Source organism: Bacillus cereus group sp. BfR-BA-01408 (genome assembly GCF_022663305.1).
GTDB lineage: Bacteria > Bacillota > Bacilli > Bacillales > Bacillaceae_G > Bacillus_A > Bacillus_A pacificus.
In genome coordinates this window covers 23,836-42,173 of record NZ_JAKUFF010000023.1, presented here as the reverse complement: position 1 = coordinate 42,173, position 18,338 = coordinate 23,836, and the positions used below count along the sequence as shown (strand labels likewise).

The following is an 18,338-nucleotide window of genomic DNA, read 5'->3' as shown; positions in this document are numbered from 1 at the left end:
TAAGAAAAAAGCCCTTCTAAAAGGGCCTTTTTTTATTTATATACAATATTATCTCCCTGCGAAAGAAGATTTTATCTCATAGAAAAAGAAAAAGGTGCTGCCGATTGCAACACCTTAAAACATTGGATTTTCATCCAAATACTCATATACATTATTAACAAGTTCTTCTACTGTAGCACCTTGTACTACTTCACCATTTACAAGTGCAAACGGTCCTTCAAAACAAATGCCACAATATCCTAAACAACCATACTCCATTACATCTAAATTCGGATCTTTTTCTAATTTCTCTAAAGCTGCTTGTGAACCACTTGCAAGGTTACCTACACAAAATTCAATTAATGGTTTAATCAAAATTCTCCCCCCTGTACTACAAAACAAATTACTTTCTGACTTCATCTATAAGAAAAAAACTAAGCTGTTTCTTGTTGTTTTCATTACACCTTCTAAACTATTTAGTTACTTCATTATTTCACTTCAAAATAGATGATTCCTTCTATATAACATGCTACTTGCGATGAAATGGTAACTAAATAAGAAAAACAGTTTACTCTACTTTTCTTCTTATTGTACAACAGAGTATTCATTCATGCATTGTTATTTGTTCACAAATTCGATATAATTTGATTGAGTAAAGTCAAAATATTTTATTAATATAAAATTTTATGATTAGGGGATATTTCAACAGAAAAGGGGTAATCCATCATGAAACACCTCGTAATATTAGGTGGCGGCTACGGTGGAATGAGAATTCTGCAGCGGCTACTTCCAAGCAACCAACTTCCAGATGATGTACAAGTGACATTAATCGACAAAGTACCATATCATTGCTTCAAAACTGAATATTATGCATTAGTTGCGGGTACTATTTCAGAAACGCATATTCGTATACCGTTTCCTGAACACCCACGCCTCAATATTCAATACGGCACAGTAACAAATATTGATCTCGAAGAAAAAGCTGTTCATCTCGATGGCGGCGAAGCGATCCAATATGATGATTTAATTATTGGACTTGGCTGTGAGGATAAATACCATAACGTTCCTGGGGCGAAGGAATATACACATAGCCTACAATCGATTGAACAAACACGTAAGACATATGAACAATTAAATAGTCTAGAACCAAATGCAACAGTAGCTGTCGTTGGCGCTGGATTAAGTGGCGTTGAAGTTGCAAGTGAACTTCGCGAGAGTCGTTCTGATTTAAAAATCTACTTATTTGATCGAAAAGATAGAATTCTATTCCCATATCCAGAGAAATTAAGTAGATATGTAGAAGAATGGTTCGTAAAACATAAAGTTACTATCATACGAAACTCTAACATTACAAAAGTAGAGCCAAATATTGTGTACAACCACGATGAACCACTTGAATGTGATGCAATTGTCTGGACAGCTGGTATTCAAGCAAATGAAGTTGTTCGAAACCTTCCAGTTGAACAAGATGGTAGCGGACGGGTTGTTTTAACAAAATATCACAATATTCCAAATAACGAGCACGTATATGTTGTAGGAGATTGTGCAGCACTTCCACACGCACCATCTGCACAACTTGCTGAAGGGCAAGGAGAACAAATTGTCCAAATATTATTAAAACGTTGGAATAATGAACCACTTCCTGACGAACTACCTGTCATTAAATTAAAAGGTGTTCTCGGCTCTCTTGGTAAGAAGCATGGCTTTGGTTTGCTAGCAAACCAACCATTAATGGGACGTGTACCAAGGTTACTAAAATCCGGTATCCTCTGGATGTACAAATATCATAACGGTTAATACTTTACAGGCTGTCTACTAAGTAGGCAGCCTCTCTTATTCGTTAAAATATAATTATCAGACACATCTTTCTCAATATGAATCATGATTTATTTTTCATTTTCATATTAAAAACTACCAATAAACAGTGTATGCTATTTATAAGTTGTTTTATTTCCTTTAAGGCCGAATTCATTCGGTCTTATTTTTTGTGTTGTAAATACTTTTACAGGAGGCATTCCATTTCACTTATGAACGTTACGAAACTAAACGATCGAATAGAAGCGAAGAAGAAAGAGTTGATTCATCTCGTTGAACAATATGGATTCACTCATCATAAAGTAATTTCTTTCAGCCAAGAATTAGATCGTTTACTTAACTTATTAATAGAAATCAAGACGAAGAAAAAACGTTGCTCTTTATAACCGTTACCTTCTCTTTTTTGATACGATAGAACTAGAATCAGAAAGGAGCCATCTATGTTTATATTAAAAGACGTTACATATAAAGATATACTGCACATTCCTTATTTACAGATTCAAAAAGAAAAAATCACATGTATAATCGGTGAGAGTGGGAGCGGAAAAAGCACATTGCTCCGTATGTTAAATGATCTACAATCTCCAACATCTGGAACAATTGAATATAACGGAAAATTGATTTCTGACTATCCCCCTATTCAATTACGACGTGACGTAGTCATGCTTGGGCAAACGCCACCTATTTTCGATGGAACCATTAAAGACAATCTATTAATGGGACTTCGTCTTTCCGAAAAACCATTTCTAAATGATGCTGCCTTGCGAAGTGCATTAACGACTGTTAGCTTAGAAAAAAATTTAGAAGACAACGCTAATTCATTATCAGGCGGGGAAAAACAACGACTTGCTTTTGCACGTATCGTACTTATGGATCCACCTGTTTATTTATTAGATGAACCAACTTCGGCGCTAGATAGCGATACAGAACGACGCGTTATGAAGCAATTCACTACGCTAGCAAGAGAAAAGAACAAAACAGTTATCTTCATCACACACTCGCAACAACTTCCAGAAGAAATTGCAGACGATATTATTGAGATTAGTAAAGCAAACGGTGCAACTAGAAAGGACGTGCTCTCAGTTGAAGGGCGTTATTGAACTCCAAATTTGGCAACTTGCCGCTGCATATATTTTTATTCTTATTTTAATCGGGCTCGTGAAATTAAAAGGGATACCTCGCGAAAAACAAATCGCGCTCGCAACGTTCCGTATGACGATTCAGCTCGTACTCGTTGCCTATGTCCTTACATACGTATTTGAAAACAGTAATCCATTTTATACAATTGCTCTCATTACTTCTATTACTACCTTTGCAATTTTTAATATTTATAAACGAGTTAATATCCCAATGTCTAAAGAATTAAAACGAGTAGCCGCTCTTTCCATGGTCGCCGGATCAATTGGGCCACTTCTACTATTTATCTTTGTTATTATCGGACACGATCCGTGGTATGCACCGCAATATATCGTTCCGATTACCGGAATGTTAGTTGGGAACGCGATGACAGGTGTTTCTCTCGGTGCAAATACGTTCTTAAACAATATGAAATCGCAAAGAGGTCAACTCGAGGGGGCACTTATGCTCGGTGCCACACCGAAAGAAGCCGCTGCTCCGCTCATACGCGACGCTTTTGACTCTGCTATTTTACCAACAATCAATTCTATGGTCGGAATGGGAATTATAAGCTTACCGGGCATGATGACCGGTCAAATCTTATCTGGTGTATCACCATTTACAGCCATTCAATATCAAATTGCCATTATACTCGGTATTTCAGGAAGTACCGCTTTTGCTGTTATTATCTTCTTGCAGCTTGGATATAAAACTTTCTTTAATAAGCGGTGTCAGTTGAAGGAGATTGACTATGGCGGACGGTAATCTGGCTTTTTGCTCGGTAAATGATGCACCTTTCTCGGTGAGTGAAATTATATCGACGATTTTTCGAATATATCTATCATAACTCAAAATATATCAACGATTTTTGAAATATATCGACGATTCGACAAGGAATATCGACTTACCGACAAAAAATGACAATAAACAAGAGGAGGCTAGTCGCCTCCTCTTTTTACTTACGCCTTCTTCACGAATTGTGATTTTAACTTCATAGCTCCGAAACCGTCGATTTTGCAATCAATATCGTGATCACCATCAACTAGACGGATGCTCTTTACTTTCGTACCGATCTTCACAACTGAAGAAGTTCCTTTTACTTTTAAATCTTTAATGACAGTAACAGCATCGCCGTCTTGAAGAACGTTTCCGTTCGCATCTTTTACAACTTTTGCACCATCATTATTTTCAGCTTCTGCTTCTTGGCCCCACTCATGAGCACATTCTGGACATACGAAAAGAACGCCATCCTCATACGTATATTCTGAATTACATTTTGGACAATTTGGTAAAGTAGCCATAAATTCATTTCCTCCGTTCATTATTTATACGTAAAAATCAAAATTGATGTTTACATCTCGATAAATAAAATTTGTACAGCATTTCTTTATAGTGCCATAGTCTCACGTTATTGACAAGCCTACCTGGAATTCTCATTTTTTATTGTATTTTACAAAATTTCAATTCGTATGGTGTTTTACAATAAAAAAGAAGAACCCTCACAAGATTCTCCTTTTCAAAATGAGCGCGTTCTAACTAGAATCCCCAACCATTTTCTTCAATGTAAAATTGATACTCTTCTAACTCATCTTCACTCAATTTCTTATTATTCTCATATACTTCTTTCCATTCAAAATAGTCTTCACTAAAATAAACAGCAAATTTAATTTTCACATTTTTCTTCTCTGTATAATCATAGCCAGTAAATTCTACTACATCATAATCTTGTTCTTTCTTCACAAACTTCCAAGTCGGATTATCCGTCATAATCTCTAAAGTCACACCTTCACCACTTGAACGAACAACATTTTTAATATTTGGCTCAGTTGGTAATAAGGAAAGTCCAAAGGTTGCTCCGCCAAATACTAACCCTACTATAATGTGTAAACCAATCATACCAGCAAAACTAGCTCCACCCTTTGATTGTAAATAATATGCCTTCTCATGATCTGGCATATCTTCTCCCTTATGTAATACACGAACAGCGTGCTTATAATATAAACGGTTTCCTTGCCATCCAGTAAATATCATCATTCCTAATTGAAAAACTAGACCAATTGATAAAAAAATTCCATCTGGAATGTCTATAAAAGGAGGTATAAGTATACTAGGAACCGATAATAACATAAGGATAATAAAAAATTTATACATTTTACGGTAAGCTAACCAAAAAGGTGGGAAGAAAAAGGCTACCCAATTCCACGTATTCCCTTGCGCTGGATTTTCTACTTTGCCCCACTTAAAGTCATAATAAGCTGTATTCTTTTGAACAACTTTATGTAATTCTTGTGGAGAAATCGTTTCTTGTAAAACAGTGTCCTTCACGTACATCATCCTTTTCTCATATCTACATACGTGTATTTTATAGAAATAAAAAGAAGGAATCTAACAAAAAGTACATATATTTCATAAAAATGAACAGAAATCGAATATATTCCGACAATTATCCGTTTCTTATTCCATGTTACTTTTAAATATATTAGAATACTTATGAATGATAGTTTTAATACACTAGGTTAACCATTTTGTATATTTGATAATAAAAATGTTTCACATGAAACTATCCATATTTCGTATTATCTTTCCTCTACAAAATACGAAAGACGCCCTTTCAAAAAGGCGCCTTTTTTACAGTTGAAAATTTACTAATAAATTAAATAAATTGTTTAATACATGAATTCCAATTGGAACGAGTAAATTGTTTGTTTTCTTATAGGTGTAGGCTAAACATATCCCTATACCAAAAATATATAAAATACTCCCTACTGTAAGGGGATGCCCTAAAGTAAATATGAAAGCACTTATAACGGCACTACTAAGTGTAGAGAAGCGCTGAGATAATTTCATAAAAAACATACCTCGGAATACAAGCTCTTCCCAAATCGGCGCAAAAATCGTGAGTACAACTACATATAAAATGATTTCATTTTTAGTAGGCTCTATTACTATATTAGATCCCTCCACACCAAGCCCATGTGGTAAAACTAAATTTAATACCGCAAGATATATAAGCAGTACGATCATCGTCATTACTATTGTTACATAATGTTTAAAATGGTTGAACTGTATTGATTTTACTAACTGCACACAGTAATTTCTTGCTGGTGCATACATTACAATAATCATACAAAACGTGAAGGGTGAAATGAGATGATTTACATACCACGGATATAATGAGAATTCATATAAAAAGTTCAAATAACCAATTCCATACATTACCCCAAAAATAATTCCGATCATACCGATTACTTCTAGCATACTCATTTGTACATTCTTTTCTTTATATGTAACTAATTCCGTTTCCATCCTATCCCCTCCAGTATAATTAAACTTTTAAAACCATTATATACCAATTACGACACAAAAAGAGACGATACAATTTACTGTATCGTCCACTTCCCTCTACACGTCTCAATTAAATGCAATAAAAATCTCTTCGTCATATCTGCCCTTCTCCATCTTGAGAGCATTCGCTTTTCTTTTGGATTCTGCCGTATTCTCTCTACTTCTTTTAATAAAGGTCCCCATTCTTCCGATGAATGTTCTAACAAGTATTGCAATCCTCTATCTTTTGAAACGATTGTTTTATGATCTAGTGTATATAAAATACGCCCCATCGTAACGACCGCTGATTCTACCCATTCTTCTATAAAGAATAAATATGGCTGCTTCGCCTTCCCGCTCCAGTACTGTTCTACGTTGTATTTCATCGTATTTACTACATCATCCCACCTTATTTGGAACGAAAGGTCTTCTGCTTCTTTCCCGATCACTGTAATACCTTGATTTTTCAATGTCCACCATGTGACTGCATTAATATCCCAATGTCCTATATTCGCCTTACCATCTGCACAATACACGTACTCATTCATTTCATCATTGTATTTTCCTAAATCAGCAAGCGGAATATACATACCATCCATTCTTTTCCCTAACGTACTACCACTAAGTTTCTTATGAAGCTCTACAAGTTGCTGTTTTTCAGCTTCATTCACGGGATCACTTATTACCGTGACAAAATCAACATCGCTCGTTTCTGCATGAAATGCACCGAGTGCGATGGATCCGTAAATATATACCCCGACTATTTTTTCATCTAAAAAAATTTCTTTCAGTCCTCCTATGTACTGCTCCATCAACTGCTCTACTTCTTTCAGTAACGCATGCTTCACTACATTCTCCACATCTATCCCTCCAATAAAAAAAGCCTTTGCAAATTCGCAAAGGCTTCCTGCTTTATAAATATTTCTCGATTTCTTCGTAAACATCCTTCAAACGAGGATTTCCTTCTCCAACAATTTCTCCATTTACAAGAACGACCGGATAAAATAAATCTTCCTCCACTACGCGCTCTGCGAATGCTTTTTTATCTTCATCTTCTTGTTCTTCTTGAAAATCAATATACTCGAAATTAAATTTATTTTCTTGTCCTTCATATTTACGACCAATCGCCGCTTGTAACCACTCAAACGTTTCTGTTGAAGATGGCATTCCAACGCAGCTCGCACAAATTACTTTCGTCCCATACACTTGCACATTAACCATTTCTTCTCCCCCACTTCTTGTTCTAACAGTATATTCAGATACCTTATTACATAAGCACATCATTTTACAAACTCATTCCATACCCCTATACTGAAAAAACACGTTGTAAACATGATAAAAAATTTCGGCAATAAAACAAGAACAGAAAAAATAGATTTTCCCCTCTATCTTGATTATAATAAAACTGATGAAAGGAGTCGATAAAAATGGAAAACCCACATATGCAAGAACAAGTACTAGAAGTATTAGATAAATTACGTCCATTCTTACTTCGCGATGGCGGAGACGTTGAATTAGTAGACATTGAAGAAGGTATCGTAAAATTACGCCTTATGGGTGCATGCGGAAGCTGCCCAAGTTCTACAATCACACTAAAAGCTGGTATCGAACGCGCATTACTTGAAGAAGTACCAGGCGTTATCGAAGTAGAACAAGTATTTTAATCTAAAAGCAGAAGCGGCTCGTTCAGAATCGCCTTCTAAAAGGAGACCAAATTTGGTCTCCTTTTTTTATACAAATCACATTTATCCGTTAACATCATAAAACAAAATTGGAAATCCTTCTCAAAAAATGCGATAATTGATACTATATAGTGAATCGTTCACACATATAAAGTAAAAAACATAGGGGGACGACACATGCCAAAAATGGGGAACACGTTTTTAACAATTCAAGAACTAGAAAAGAAAAAAGAGTATTTATTAGACCTTTCATCCGTTATACCGACATGGAATGCGAGCTATCAATTTTTATTTAAAGAAATCCAGCAAGAATTATTGAGTAAAGTAAATGAAAAAATCGAACAACATCAATTCATTTTAAATATATGTGCAGATCAACAGGTAGGGGCATAATGTATTACATATAATTGTGGTATATAAAAAAGAGACCTCAATCGGTCTCTTTTTTATATTTTTAAGACAGCCAATCTAATTTTCTAATCCCGAGCTTATCAACTGGTAAACGAAGTGAGCCATAAAAATGTTTCATAAATTGCTCAGAGCGGTTCACATCGTGTAAAATGGCTTCTAAGCGATCCCTATATATGCTTTTTTGTTCTTCGTTTCCAGTTTGGTAATATCGTTCGACTGTTTCAAAATAGTGAAGCGGGAACAGGAGCCTTGCAAATAATAGGCGCCACCCAAATGAGGATAGCGAATAGTTCCGTTCATAATCTGTAACAAATTGAACGATTGTTTGCTCCCAGTCTTTCTTTTTTTCAATCATCATATAGCGGATTAATTCTGCTATATCTCGAGTCGGGTGATCATACACCCAGTCAAAAGGAAGTTTGAGACGCTTCGTTTGATGCCATAATAAAGGTGTGAATCGTTCTTGGCAAATTGTTGCTGCATCCGTTAGTTGCGGCGTATCATCCATCTCTGTATCAACAACGTATTGAATGGCATTTTCCGCAACTCCTAAGTAATACGGGAAGGATTCAATAAACAATTGATCGAATACGTCTGTAGGGTGGTTCATCACTTGTGACTGCCAAAACTTTTCTAACTGATCGAGCCTTTTTTCCCATAACGCTTTCCATTCACCAATGCGGCTTAGTTGCTCAATTTCTTCTGGAAAGAATGCACCTCGTTTATGGAATATGGAAAGCTCACTTCCTAATGATATAGCATGCCGCTCTAACGTACGCATACCTTTTAATAAGCAGTAATTTTGTTCTTCTATCTCACTTACATAGTAGCCGTGTATAGTCGGAACGAAAGTCGCTACAGTTATATCCCCTTGCTGGTTCATATAATCACTGAGCTTTTTCATCTCTACAAGTACTTCTTCCTCCATTTCTCCAATTGGAACAAGTACATAAATTTTGTTGCGAATCCAAAAGCTTTTATAGGGGCCAAGGGGGATTAATTCTTTAACATGCATATGATAATGCTCATAAATATGATGAATCATCGCAGTCGCCACCTATGGTTTTTCTTTATATATATGAGCTTGTGCTCGCCTTTCATTCCTATGCACATGATAAAGCAACGAAACGTATACAAATACTAAAAAGAAAAAAAGGTGATAAACATGAAAGAATCAAATCAACTACAAGAAAGAGCATTACAACTATTACAAGAACGCGGTGTAACAATTGACGATATTGCTGAGCTTGTTCATTTTCTTCAAAAAAAATATCATCCAAATTTAGAGATGTCAGAATGCCGTTATAACGTTGAGCGTGTATTATCAAAACGCGAAGTACAAAACGCACTAATTACTGGTATCGAACTCGATGTTCTCGCTGAAAAAGGAATGTTAAGTGAGCCATTACAAGATATCGTAAAACGTGATGAAGGCTTATACGGAATTGATGAAGTGATCGCACTTTCTATCGTTAACGTGTACGGTTCTATCGGTTTCACGAACTTTGGATATATCGATAAATTAAAACCTGGTATTTTAGAATACTTAAATGATAAATCAACTGGAAAGGTGCATACATTCCTTGATGATATCGTTGGCGGAATTGCTGCCGCTGCTTCAAGCCGTTTAGCGCATAGAGCTGAGCATTCGGAGTGAAATATGAAAGACCGTCAGTGTCATACTGACGGTCTTTCGTATTCCATGAGCATAAATTCTCTTCGACGGCTCAAAAAAATAGGACCTTGTTGAAAACCTATTTTTTTATATAGCGTAATCGCTCTTGTATTAAATGTCGCTACGCTAAGTCGAAACGTTTTCGGCTTATATTCTTTCGCTGCAAAAGCTATCCCAGCTTGAAAAAATATTTTCCCCAGCCCTTTCCCTGTTAACTCCGGCTTCATGCCAAGTCCGATATCCATTACATCTTCTCCACCATATAAATGAGCATCTCTTCCCCCTGGCACTTGTGCATTTTCCCCAAAACAAAAATAACCGATAAACTCTCCATTATCGTCACAACAGCCATAATACGTCCCATCTAATAATTCCTCTATTACTTCTTTCTCGCCTGAAAAACTATACAAATTATAAGGTTCTTCGTACGTCCACGTATTTATCTCATTTGCTTCTTCTACCGTCAGCTCATGTATTTCCACTTTCTCTTCCCCCTATTATATTTCTACTAACAATATTCGATACTCATCTTATAATTCATCTTTCTCAATATATTTTTTTAATTTCTCGCTTTATTTCCATGGAAGATATTTCTTATTATGTTACGATTAAACAGAATCATTTGAAATAAGGTGGTGACAATTTGAATTATTTTTCTTATCTCTCCTTAGAAGAACGTCAAAATTTTTTCTATAAAGAACCTCTTAGTTTTTCAAAAAATATAGAGAAAGAGCAATTAGCGTACGCATTAGGTGCTACACTATATACTCCTGGCACGAAAGAAACTATCGCGGAAGATATAATTAGAAAAAAACATGTGGAAGCTACCTCGATTATTTTTTGTCTAGAAGACTCTATCAGCGATAAGGAAGTAAAGTTTGCAGAGCAAAATATCGTCTTTCAAATACAGCAAATCTCCAACTTGGTCAGTGATAACATACTAAATCAAGCAGACATCCCCCTTCTTTTTATTAGAGTTAGACAGCCAAGTCAAATGAGGACAATTGTTACTGAATTAGGTAGTGCGGTTCATTGCTTATGTGGTTTTGTCTTTCCAAAATTCACACCCGTTAATGGAAAGTCTTATATCGATCAGCTTGCCTATATAAACAAGCTATATTCATTATCCCTTTACGGAATGCCGATTTTAGAATCCCCAGAAATTATGTATAGAGAAACACGTGTAAAATCATTGTTACAAATAAAAGATCTACTAGATTCCTATCGTGATTACATCTTAAATGTACGCATTGGTGCTACTGATTTTTCAAGCATATTTGGTATTCGGCGTAATAAACACACCCCTATCTATCATATTACTGTTGTTCGTGATTGTATTTCCGACATTATTAATATTTTCTCCAGAGCAACAAATGGATATGTTATTTCAGGATGTGTATGGGAATATTTTTCTAATGATTACGAAGAAGGGCTCATTCAAGAGGTATCGCTTGACCATGCAAATGGATTAATTGGAAAGACAGTCATTCACCCATCTCATATTAAAGTTGTACAAGCAATGCACATTGTTACAATGGAAGATTATTTAGACGCAAGGTCAATTTTACAACATGCAAATACGTATAACGGAGTGCTAAAAAGCAGTTTTGCTAACAAAATGAATGAAGTAAAGCCCCATTATAACTGGGCTCGCAAAACCATTTTAAAATCTAATATTTACGGGGTGCTACATGAAAACAAACAATTCACCGATCTCCTTATTACAAACGCAAAACAACACGTATAACGTTTTGAATAATATAAAGGTTCATGTAGAAGTACGTGATAATCCATATAACTTAGAATTAGACAATCTTTTTCAAATGGCTGCGAGAATCAATAAGAAGCGGAGTTTTTTATTTGTAAGTACAATTCTTGGAAAGCATCTTCCTATTAAACCTGCAGTCTCTCTAGCAAGTGGATTTGCTCTCGCTGCAAGATATATGGAAATACTACATAATACTTTTCATCCATTTCAAAAAGAAATTTTAAATCTTATTTCATTAGAAGTTGATGAAATTCCAGAAGAAATATTTCATTATCAATATCCCTTGCCAGAAGAAGTTTTATTTATCGGATTCGCTGAAACAGCAACAGCACTTGGCCATTCTATGTTTCAATGCTTTCAAAATGCAAAGTATGTACATACAACTAGGGAATCGATACCCAATCTCGAATCTGTCATTACATTTGAGGAAGAACATTCCCATGCAACATCACACCGTTGTTATGTGGATAAAAGCTTTTTTCAAAACAACAATCCAATCATTCTCGTAGATGATGAGATGACAACTGGGAAAACCGCACTAAATATTATCAGGTCTATTCAACAGCAATTTCCACGAGAAGAGTATACCATCGCTTCTTTATTAGACTGGCGTTCTAATACTAATAGAAGACAATTTAAACAACTAGAAGAAGAACTTCAAATAAAAATTCATGTTATTTCTTTATTAGAAGGCCGCATTCACACAACTGGCCAGCCATTGAATATTACAAAAACAGATACTCATATTGAAGAAACAAAACCTTATTTCAAAAAACATACGATTATTTGTCCAGCATTATCCTATACATCAAATTATATAAAATATACTGGACGCTTTGGCATTTCATCATATGAACAAAAGCACATTCATTCTTTTGCTCAAGAAGCAGGAAAAATGTTACAAAGAAAAAGAATTGGAAAACGAACACTCTGCCTCGGAACGGGTGAGTTTATGTATATTCCAATGAAAATTGCTGCTGAAATGGGTGAAAATATTTTATATCAATCTACAACACGAAGCCCTATCCACCCTGTTTCAAATGATGTGAACTACGCCATTCATAATCATTTCTCTTATCCAAATCCCGAAGATTCTACTATTACAAATTACTTTTATAATATTTCACCCCATGAATACGATGAAGTATTTGTGTTTATGGAACGTGATGTAGGAGAAGAAGCCTTATCACCTCTTCTACAGCATTTACAAACAGTTATTCCTTGTATTCATATCGTCTCATTTTCAAATAGCATAGAAAAGGAAGGTTGATAATTATGGTAAAGGTAAATTCCCATATTAGTAGTTACGATCCAAATGATGCTATTCTTCTATTAAAAGATATTAGTGATTTAATGAAAGAAAGTTCCACAGAAACGAGAGAACAAGCCATTCAAGCTGGCATACATTATTCTGAAATGTTACCAACGGAATATAAACCATCTAAAGCATATATGGATTTATTCTTTTCTTCCCTGCAACATTACAAACACAAACTAGCCATCGCTGTCGGAGTTGTCGCTGAACAAATTATACAGACTAAAGGAACGAATCTCGTCCTCGTCTCATTAGCGCGTGCTGGTACACCTATTGGTATTCTTATAAAACGCTACATACGCTATCAATATAACCTTGATGTACCTCACTATTGTATTTCTATTATTCGTGGACGCGGCATCGATGAAAATGCACTTCACTATATTTTAGAACATCATCCTACAGAAACAATTCAATTCATTGATGGCTGGACTGGAAAGGGCGCAATAAAAAAGGAATTGGAACAGGCAGTACATACATTTAACGAGAGAAATAATACACACCTTTCTCATTGTATGGCTGTACTTGCTGATCCCGGTTACTGTACTTCAATTTACGGTACACGCGAAGATTTTCTTATCCCTAGTGCTTGCTTAAATGCGACCGTCTCTGGACTAATTAGCCGCACTGTACTAAATGACACCTATATTGACCCAAATGATTTTCATGGTGTTAAATATTATAAAGAGCTAGAACAAGAAGATTTATCAAATTTCTTTATCGATGAGATAACAGATTTATTCCCTTCTGTTCATTCTCATATAGATAATCAATTACATTATATTGCTTCAACATACACCGATCCATCTTGGCAAGGATTAAAAGATATACAATCTATCCAAACTCACTTTGAAATTGATGATATTAATCTAATTAAACCAGGAGTCGGTGAAACAACTCGCGTATTACTCCGGAGAATACCGTGGAAAATTTTAATACGAAAGCAAGACACTCCTGATTTAAAGCATATTTTACTTCTTGCTAAAGAAAAGAATGTCCCTGTTGAAATATATGAGAATATGACTTATTCATGTTGCGGACTCATTAAGCCTCTTAGGGGGAATACGATATGATTTTCGCCAGTGATCTTGATCAGACACTTATTTATTCCCGTAAATCATTTCGTGCTCATATAGAAGATAATTCAATTCAGCTCATTGAAACTTTAGATGGAAAAGAAATTTCTTTCATAACATATAAAACCATTACACTACTAATAAAATTGCAACTGCATTCATATTTTATCCCAGTTACAACAAGAACGATTGAACAATTTCAACGTATTACTTTATTCCAAAATGAAATCATTCCTGAATATGCCATTACAAGTAACGGCGGTAATATCCTTCATAACGGTAAGCAAGATGTTACTTGGAACAAAGAAATAAAAAAAAGAATTTCAGTAGAATGTATAGAGAGGAACGATATACTAAAGGAATTTGAACAAATCGCTCATAAAGATTGGGTTATATCACAAAAAACGGCTGATGATTTATTCCACTATTGCATCATTAAACGAGAGAACATTCCTTATGATGAATTATCATCCTTCACTTCCTGGTTAGACAAACAGGGCTGGAATCATTCACTTCAAGGTAGGAAACTATACTTTGTACCAAAACCAATTAACAAATGGGACGCCGTGCAATATATACAAGAAATACTACAAATGGATACTATTATTACAGCTGGGGATTCTTTACTTGATTTATGCATGCTTGAAAAGGCGAACTATGCCTTCGCACCACTTCATGGTGAATTAGGGGCAACATATAATCATTTACAACCCCATATTGTAAAAACAGATGCAATCGGCATATATGCCGCAGAAGAAATCGTAAGTAAATCACTTCAAATCATTCACAGTTCATCACCTACCTCATAATTGAAATATGCACAATTGCATACGCACGCCCATGGAACAAATGGTACAATTTATTCGAATCGCTGTTGCTACACTTCTTGATCAAAGAAAAGGCGTTAAAACGGATATTAGCGCCTTATCAAACTCAAGCAATTGGCACATTTTGTCATCTTGAAAGACACTCGAAAGAGTGTCTTTTTTTCTATACCTTACAAGGACTTACTCATTTCAAAGCATAAACACATAAAATAATGTAACTCTTTACACGCATGAATCCCTTTCTAAAAGTTGCGAAGTAGACTCAAAATAAAGAAGCACTCTTGGCTAGAGTGCTTTTTACTTTCAAACAAGGAGGTTACATAATATGGATAGTACTCTCGTATTTAACTTCGGCATTGGTATTGTTATCATTTTATTTGTTTTCTTTGTTCTTTGTATGAGCGGAGTGTAGAAAGACGATTTGAGGCGTCTTTTTATACATATGTATTACTTGACTTTCGCAAAAGAAGTAACAATAATGGTTACAGTGAAACCATTCACATATCCACAAATAGGAGGAAGAACAATGAAACATGTAATCGTTTATGCACACCCAAATACAGAAAGCTTCAACCATGCGATTTTAGAAACGGTAAAAAAGGAATTAGAAGAAAAAGATCATGAGGTACGCGTTCGCGATCTATACGAATTAAACTTCAACCCAGTATTAGGCGCTTCCGATTTCATCTCATTTTCTCAAGGAAACACACCAGCAGATATTAAAGAAGAGCAAGAGCATATCTCTTGGGCTGATAGCATTACATTCATTTACCCAGTTTGGTGGGCGGGACTTCCTGCTATTTTAAAAGGATACGTTGATCGTGTATTTAGCCACGGCTTCGCTTATGCTTACGGTGAGAATGGTATTGAAAAGTTATTAAGCGGTAAAAAAGGATTATTATTATCTACAATGGGAAATACGAAAGAGGCATACACAGCAGGCGGTATGTTTGAAGCAATGAAAAAAACAGCGGATGTTGGTATTTTTGAATTTACAGGCATTGAAACAATTGAGCATACATTCTATACAAGTGTCCCTTCTGTGGATGACAGTGTGCGTAAACAATATCTTGAAGAGGTTAAAGATGTTGTGAATCGTGCGTTTTAAATAACATTATATCAGCGATTTTTTTAATATATCAGCGCAACTCAAATTATATCGGCGATTTTCTAAATATATCGACTTATCGACAAAAAACGACACTAATTACAACTGAATATTAGCCCACACCAATCGGGCTACCCGCAAATATTAGAAAAAAGCTGCTCCAAAGTTTGGAACAGCTTTTTTCATTACATCTTCTCAATCCATTCCGTCAAGTTATGCACAACTTGCGTCGGTTGAACTTCGTATTCTGTTAACTTCTCCACAGTTGTTACTCCAGTGTGGACAAGAAGTGTATGCATACCAGCATTTATTCCTGCTAAAATGTCTGTATCGTAGTTATCCCCAACCATTAATGCTTCATTCTTTTCTATGCCAAGCACTTTCAAGGCTTGTTCCATAATGATTGATTCTGGTTTTCCGATAAAGATTGGATCCACACCTGTTGATACTGCTACAACTGATGTTAATGAACCGTTACCTGGTAATAATCCGCGCTCAGTCGGAATGGCAATGTCTCCATTTGTAGAAATAAACGTTGCGCCGTTACGCACAGCAAGACAAGCTTTTGCTAATTTTTCATATGTGATGTCACGATCTAAACCAACAACAACGAAATCAGGATTTTCATCTACAAGTTCAAATCCTTTTTCCACAAGCGCATCGTGTAAACCTTCTTCACCAATCATATATACAGTTGCGTCTTGTTTACGTTCGTAAATGAAGTTTGCTGTTGCCATACTCGTTGTGAATACTTGCTCTGCTTTCGCTGGAATATCGAAACGAACAAGTTTTTCTGCCACTTGTTCTGGTTTACGAGTTGAGTTATTCGTAACGAATAAATACGGAATGCCGCGCTCTCCTAACGCTTTGACGAAGTCGCTTGCTTCTTCAATTTGTTCTTCTCCGCGATACATTGTACCGTCTAAGTCAATTAAGTAACCTTTATACATCGATTATGTCTCTCCTTCTATGCTAACGTTCTCACCTTATCATACCACTCTTATATTACCCGCTTTTCCAAAAGAAAAAAACGCTTTACCTTAAAGCGCCCCATAACGTTCATTTTTTCTCTTTTATTTGGTAAGAACAACTACAATCGCCCTCGCACATGTTTGCTAGCGTTTTCACATCTGCGTTCGCAAATAAACGATTATACATCTCTTTTTCATCTTCACACACTTGCGGGAATCTCTCTGCAATTTCCTTTAACGGACAGTTTTGTTTTTCAATTACGAAAGAGTTCTCTCCATCTCTCTTGATTTGAACCATATAACCATTTTTCTCTTGCATAGCTGCTATCTCTTGCACTTTATATGCTAAATTCTTTTGATTACTCACTCGCTTTTGCAACTGTTCTTCCATACGCTTCGTTCTCTCTTTTAAAACGTAACGAAGTATTTTTTCATCGCCCATTCGAGCTAAATCTTCTAGCATATCAATCGCAAATTGCTTATACTCTTTCGGAAATGTATCTTCTCCCTTTTCGCTTAATCCATACAAATAAGTTGGTCTTCCGACATGTTGCCTTACCATCTTGGAATAGATGAAACCATCTTTCTCAAGATTACTTAAATGTCTTCGAATTGCCATTTCTGTAATCTCTAAAATTTCAGCTAGTTCCGCTACGGTGTGCTCTCCCTTTACTTTCAACAACTGCACAATTTCATCTTTCGTCGTACGTGCTTCCCCCATGCTTCACCCTTCTCCCTCACATACAATATAAGACCCCCAAAAGGCATTCCCTGGGGATCTTATAAGCATAATTATTCTGGTACAAATGCAGATACAGGTCCTAATTCCTTCTCTAAATAACTGCGAATATTTGCTGGGTATTTCTCTACCACTGCAATATGTTTTTGAATCGTCTTATATAATTCATCATGATTCATTTGAATATAATCTTGCGTAAGCATTTTTCGAAGAAGGATAATTTCTTTCATCCCTTGTCCATCTTCTGTACTTATCACTCGCTCGTCCATTAAAATATCGATAATATCTTCATAACTTCCTGGATCGCGCATAATAAATCCATCAATCATCGCATTCCCTACATCTAATACACAATCAATCATTAGATGAGCTATGCGTTCTAATGCGTAAAATTCAAACTCGGTTTCATATATCTTTTTCTCTTGAAATGTACTTGTTGCTCGTTCTAAACATACTAGCATTTGTTCTATTTTCTTTCTGTCTACAAAATACATGAATGTCACCTACCTGGAAATTAAAGCATTTACATTTT

At 35.6% G+C, this 18,338-nt stretch carries 23 protein-coding genes; 12 read left to right on the top strand and 11 right to left on the bottom strand.

The annotated features are described in order from the left end of the window. Nucleotides 1-114: 114 nt before the first annotated feature. Nucleotides 115-354, bottom strand: a complete 240-nt coding sequence (locus MR083_RS12455; protein ID WP_000595026.1) for a YuzB family protein — start codon at nucleotides 352-354, stop codon at nucleotides 115-117. A gap of 351 nt (nucleotides 355-705) precedes the next feature. Here MR083_RS12455 and MR083_RS12450 point away from each other — a divergent pair, with 351 nt between their 5' ends. From MR083_RS12450 to MR083_RS12435, 4 genes are all read left to right on the top strand, one after another. Next, nucleotides 706-1,776, top strand: coding sequence for an NAD(P)/FAD-dependent oxidoreductase (locus MR083_RS12450; RefSeq protein WP_000682074.1), 1,071 nt, complete (start codon nucleotides 706-708; stop codon nucleotides 1,774-1,776). A 230-nt stretch (nucleotides 1,777-2,006) separates the two neighbouring features. Further along, nucleotides 2,007-2,180 (top strand): aspartyl-phosphate phosphatase Spo0E family protein, encoded by a 174-nt coding sequence (locus MR083_RS12445; RefSeq protein ID WP_001103326.1) that lies wholly within the window; start codon nucleotides 2,007-2,009, stop codon nucleotides 2,178-2,180. Nucleotides 2,181-2,234: 54 nt separating this feature from the next. Beyond that, on the top strand, nucleotides 2,235-2,894 hold the full coding sequence (locus MR083_RS12440) for an ABC transporter ATP-binding protein (protein WP_242269389.1): 660 nt from the start codon (nucleotides 2,235-2,237) through the stop codon (nucleotides 2,892-2,894). Continuing rightward, nucleotides 2,878-3,675 carry an ABC transporter permease gene (locus tag MR083_RS12435; RefSeq protein ID WP_016718809.1) on the top strand — a complete coding sequence of 266 codons (798 nt, stop codon included), beginning with the start codon at nucleotides 2,878-2,880 and terminating at the stop codon, nucleotides 3,673-3,675. The genes MR083_RS12440 and MR083_RS12435 overlap by 17 nt, the downstream gene beginning before the upstream one ends. Before the next feature lie 194 nt (nucleotides 3,676-3,869). On the opposite strand, the gene phnA is transcribed toward MR083_RS12435, so the two are convergent. The 5 genes from phnA to MR083_RS12410 all read right to left on the bottom strand — a co-directional run bounded on the left by phnA (nucleotide 3,870) and on the right by MR083_RS12410 (nucleotide 7,455). Next, nucleotides 3,870-4,211, bottom strand: coding sequence for an alkylphosphonate utilization operon protein PhnA (gene phnA, locus MR083_RS12430; RefSeq protein ID WP_000212737.1), 342 nt, complete (start codon nucleotides 4,209-4,211; stop codon nucleotides 3,870-3,872). Between the two features lie 235 nt (nucleotides 4,212-4,446). Then, nucleotides 4,447-5,241 (bottom strand): DUF2628 domain-containing protein, encoded by a 795-nt coding sequence (locus MR083_RS12425; RefSeq protein WP_242269386.1) that lies wholly within the window; start codon nucleotides 5,239-5,241, stop codon nucleotides 4,447-4,449. 297 nt (nucleotides 5,242-5,538) lie between these two features. Continuing rightward, nucleotides 5,539-6,216 carry a CPBP family intramembrane glutamic endopeptidase gene (locus tag MR083_RS12420; RefSeq protein ID WP_242269383.1) on the bottom strand — a complete coding sequence of 226 codons (678 nt, stop codon included), beginning with the start codon at nucleotides 6,214-6,216 and terminating at the stop codon, nucleotides 5,539-5,541. 74 nt (nucleotides 6,217-6,290) lie between these two features. Then, complete coding sequence (locus MR083_RS12415) at nucleotides 6,291-7,094, bottom strand: nucleotidyltransferase domain-containing protein (protein ID WP_041184796.1); 804 nt, start codon at nucleotides 7,092-7,094, stop codon at nucleotides 6,291-6,293. A gap of 52 nt (nucleotides 7,095-7,146) precedes the next feature. After that, nucleotides 7,147-7,455 carry a YuzD family protein gene (locus MR083_RS12410; RefSeq protein WP_000248590.1) on the bottom strand — a complete coding sequence of 103 codons (309 nt, stop codon included), beginning with the start codon at nucleotides 7,453-7,455 and terminating at the stop codon, nucleotides 7,147-7,149. A 206-nt stretch (nucleotides 7,456-7,661) separates the two neighbouring features. Between MR083_RS12410 and MR083_RS12405 the strand changes: the two genes are divergently transcribed. Together MR083_RS12405 and MR083_RS12400 are read left to right on the top strand one after the other, a co-directional pair. Further along, on the top strand, nucleotides 7,662-7,898 hold the full coding sequence (locus MR083_RS12405; RefSeq protein WP_000431159.1) for a NifU family protein: 237 nt from the start codon (nucleotides 7,662-7,664) through the stop codon (nucleotides 7,896-7,898). 195 nt (nucleotides 7,899-8,093) lie between these two features. Then, complete coding sequence (locus tag MR083_RS12400) at nucleotides 8,094-8,309, top strand: hypothetical protein (RefSeq protein WP_001125488.1); 216 nt, start codon at nucleotides 8,094-8,096, stop codon at nucleotides 8,307-8,309. Between the two features lie 61 nt (nucleotides 8,310-8,370). On the opposite strand, the gene yutH is transcribed toward MR083_RS12400, so the two are convergent. Next, nucleotides 8,371-9,372, bottom strand: coding sequence for a spore coat putative kinase YutH (gene yutH / locus MR083_RS12395; RefSeq protein WP_000581277.1), 1,002 nt, complete (start codon nucleotides 9,370-9,372; stop codon nucleotides 8,371-8,373). 120 nt (nucleotides 9,373-9,492) lie between these two features. Here yutH and MR083_RS12390 point away from each other — a divergent pair, with 120 nt between their 5' ends. Continuing rightward, nucleotides 9,493-9,984: a phosphatidylglycerophosphatase A family protein gene (locus tag MR083_RS12390; RefSeq protein ID WP_000665103.1), complete on the top strand. Its 492-nt coding sequence runs from the start codon at nucleotides 9,493-9,495 to the stop codon at nucleotides 9,982-9,984. A gap of 20 nt (nucleotides 9,985-10,004) precedes the next feature. On the opposite strand, the gene MR083_RS12385 is transcribed toward MR083_RS12390, so the two are convergent. Further along, nucleotides 10,005-10,484, bottom strand: a complete 480-nt coding sequence (locus tag MR083_RS12385) for a GNAT family N-acetyltransferase (protein WP_000402410.1) — start codon at nucleotides 10,482-10,484, stop codon at nucleotides 10,005-10,007. Between the two features lie 161 nt (nucleotides 10,485-10,645). Here MR083_RS12385 and MR083_RS12380 point away from each other — a divergent pair, with 161 nt between their 5' ends. From MR083_RS12380 to MR083_RS12360, 5 genes are all read left to right on the top strand, one after another. After that, on the top strand, nucleotides 10,646-11,749 hold the full coding sequence (locus MR083_RS12380) for an HpcH/HpaI aldolase/citrate lyase family protein (protein ID WP_001106074.1): 1,104 nt from the start codon (nucleotides 10,646-10,648) through the stop codon (nucleotides 11,747-11,749). Further along, entirely contained in the window at nucleotides 11,694-13,040 is a 1,347-nt protein-coding gene (locus tag MR083_RS12375) for a phosphoribosyltransferase family protein (protein WP_000856289.1), read from the top strand. The genes MR083_RS12380 and MR083_RS12375 overlap by 56 nt, the downstream gene beginning before the upstream one ends. A 5-nt stretch (nucleotides 13,041-13,045) precedes the next feature. Next, nucleotides 13,046-14,158 carry a cysteine protease StiP family protein gene (locus MR083_RS12370; RefSeq protein ID WP_061529068.1) on the top strand — a complete coding sequence of 371 codons (1,113 nt, stop codon included), beginning with the start codon at nucleotides 13,046-13,048 and terminating at the stop codon, nucleotides 14,156-14,158. Then, nucleotides 14,155-14,970, top strand: coding sequence for an HAD family hydrolase (locus tag MR083_RS12365; RefSeq protein ID WP_000575371.1), 816 nt, complete (start codon nucleotides 14,155-14,157; stop codon nucleotides 14,968-14,970). The genes MR083_RS12370 and MR083_RS12365 overlap by 4 nt, the downstream gene beginning before the upstream one ends. Before the next feature lie 544 nt (nucleotides 14,971-15,514). Continuing rightward, entirely contained in the window at nucleotides 15,515-16,096 is a 582-nt protein-coding gene (locus MR083_RS12360) for an NAD(P)H-dependent oxidoreductase (protein ID WP_242269381.1), read from the top strand. A gap of 185 nt (nucleotides 16,097-16,281) precedes the next feature. Here the strand turns inward: MR083_RS12360 and MR083_RS12355 are convergent, their stop codons facing one another. From MR083_RS12355 to MR083_RS12345, 3 genes are all read right to left on the bottom strand, one after another. Next, entirely contained in the window at nucleotides 16,282-17,046 is a 765-nt protein-coding gene (locus tag MR083_RS12355; RefSeq protein ID WP_000276467.1) for a TIGR01457 family HAD-type hydrolase, read from the bottom strand. Nucleotides 17,047-17,155: 109 nt separating this feature from the next. Next, nucleotides 17,156-17,788, bottom strand: a complete 633-nt coding sequence (locus tag MR083_RS12350; RefSeq protein ID WP_000503352.1) for a helix-turn-helix transcriptional regulator — start codon at nucleotides 17,786-17,788, stop codon at nucleotides 17,156-17,158. A 71-nt stretch (nucleotides 17,789-17,859) separates the two neighbouring features. Continuing rightward, nucleotides 17,860-18,300 carry a DUF86 domain-containing protein gene (locus MR083_RS12345; protein ID WP_000274011.1) on the bottom strand — a complete coding sequence of 147 codons (441 nt, stop codon included), beginning with the start codon at nucleotides 18,298-18,300 and terminating at the stop codon, nucleotides 17,860-17,862. Between the last annotated feature and the right edge of the window lie 38 nt (nucleotides 18,301-18,338).

Coding starts and splice junctions, on each gene's coding strand:
- MR083_RS12450 (WP_000682074.1), top strand. CDS start 706: ATGAAACACCTCGTAATATTAGGTGGCGGCTACGGTGGAATGAGAATT.
- MR083_RS12445 (WP_001103326.1), top strand. CDS start 2,007: ATGAACGTTACGAAACTAAACGATCGAATAGAAGCGAAGAAGAAAGAG.
- MR083_RS12440 (WP_242269389.1), top strand. CDS start 2,235: ATGTTTATATTAAAAGACGTTACATATAAAGATATACTGCACATTCCT.
- phnA (WP_000212737.1), bottom strand. CDS start 4,211: ATGGCTACTTTACCAAATTGTCCAAAATGTAATTCAGAATATACGTAT.
- MR083_RS12425 (WP_242269386.1), bottom strand. CDS start 5,241: ATGTACGTGAAGGACACTGTTTTACAAGAAACGATTTCTCCACAAGAA.
- MR083_RS12420 (WP_242269383.1), bottom strand. CDS start 6,216: ATGGAAACGGAATTAGTTACATATAAAGAAAAGAATGTACAAATGAGT.
- MR083_RS12410 (WP_000248590.1), bottom strand. CDS start 7,455: ATGGTTAATGTGCAAGTGTATGGGACGAAAGTAATTTGTGCGAGCTGC.
- MR083_RS12405 (WP_000431159.1), top strand. CDS start 7,662: ATGGAAAACCCACATATGCAAGAACAAGTACTAGAAGTATTAGATAAA.
- MR083_RS12400 (WP_001125488.1), top strand. CDS start 8,094: ATGCCAAAAATGGGGAACACGTTTTTAACAATTCAAGAACTAGAAAAG.
- yutH (WP_000581277.1), bottom strand. CDS start 9,372: ATGATTCATCATATTTATGAGCATTATCATATGCATGTTAAAGAATTA.
- MR083_RS12390 (WP_000665103.1), top strand. CDS start 9,493: ATGAAAGAATCAAATCAACTACAAGAAAGAGCATTACAACTATTACAA.
- MR083_RS12375 (WP_000856289.1), top strand. CDS start 11,694: ATGAAAACAAACAATTCACCGATCTCCTTATTACAAACGCAAAACAAC.
- MR083_RS12370 (WP_061529068.1), top strand. CDS start 13,046: ATGGTAAAGGTAAATTCCCATATTAGTAGTTACGATCCAAATGATGCT.
- MR083_RS12365 (WP_000575371.1), top strand. CDS start 14,155: ATGATTTTCGCCAGTGATCTTGATCAGACACTTATTTATTCCCGTAAA.
- MR083_RS12360 (WP_242269381.1), top strand. CDS start 15,515: ATGAAACATGTAATCGTTTATGCACACCCAAATACAGAAAGCTTCAAC.
- MR083_RS12355 (WP_000276467.1), bottom strand. CDS start 17,046: ATGTATAAAGGTTACTTAATTGACTTAGACGGTACAATGTATCGCGGA.
- MR083_RS12350 (WP_000503352.1), bottom strand. CDS start 17,788: ATGGGGGAAGCACGTACGACGAAAGATGAAATTGTGCAGTTGTTGAAA.
- MR083_RS12345 (WP_000274011.1), bottom strand. CDS start 18,300: ATGTATTTTGTAGACAGAAAGAAAATAGAACAAATGCTAGTATGTTTA.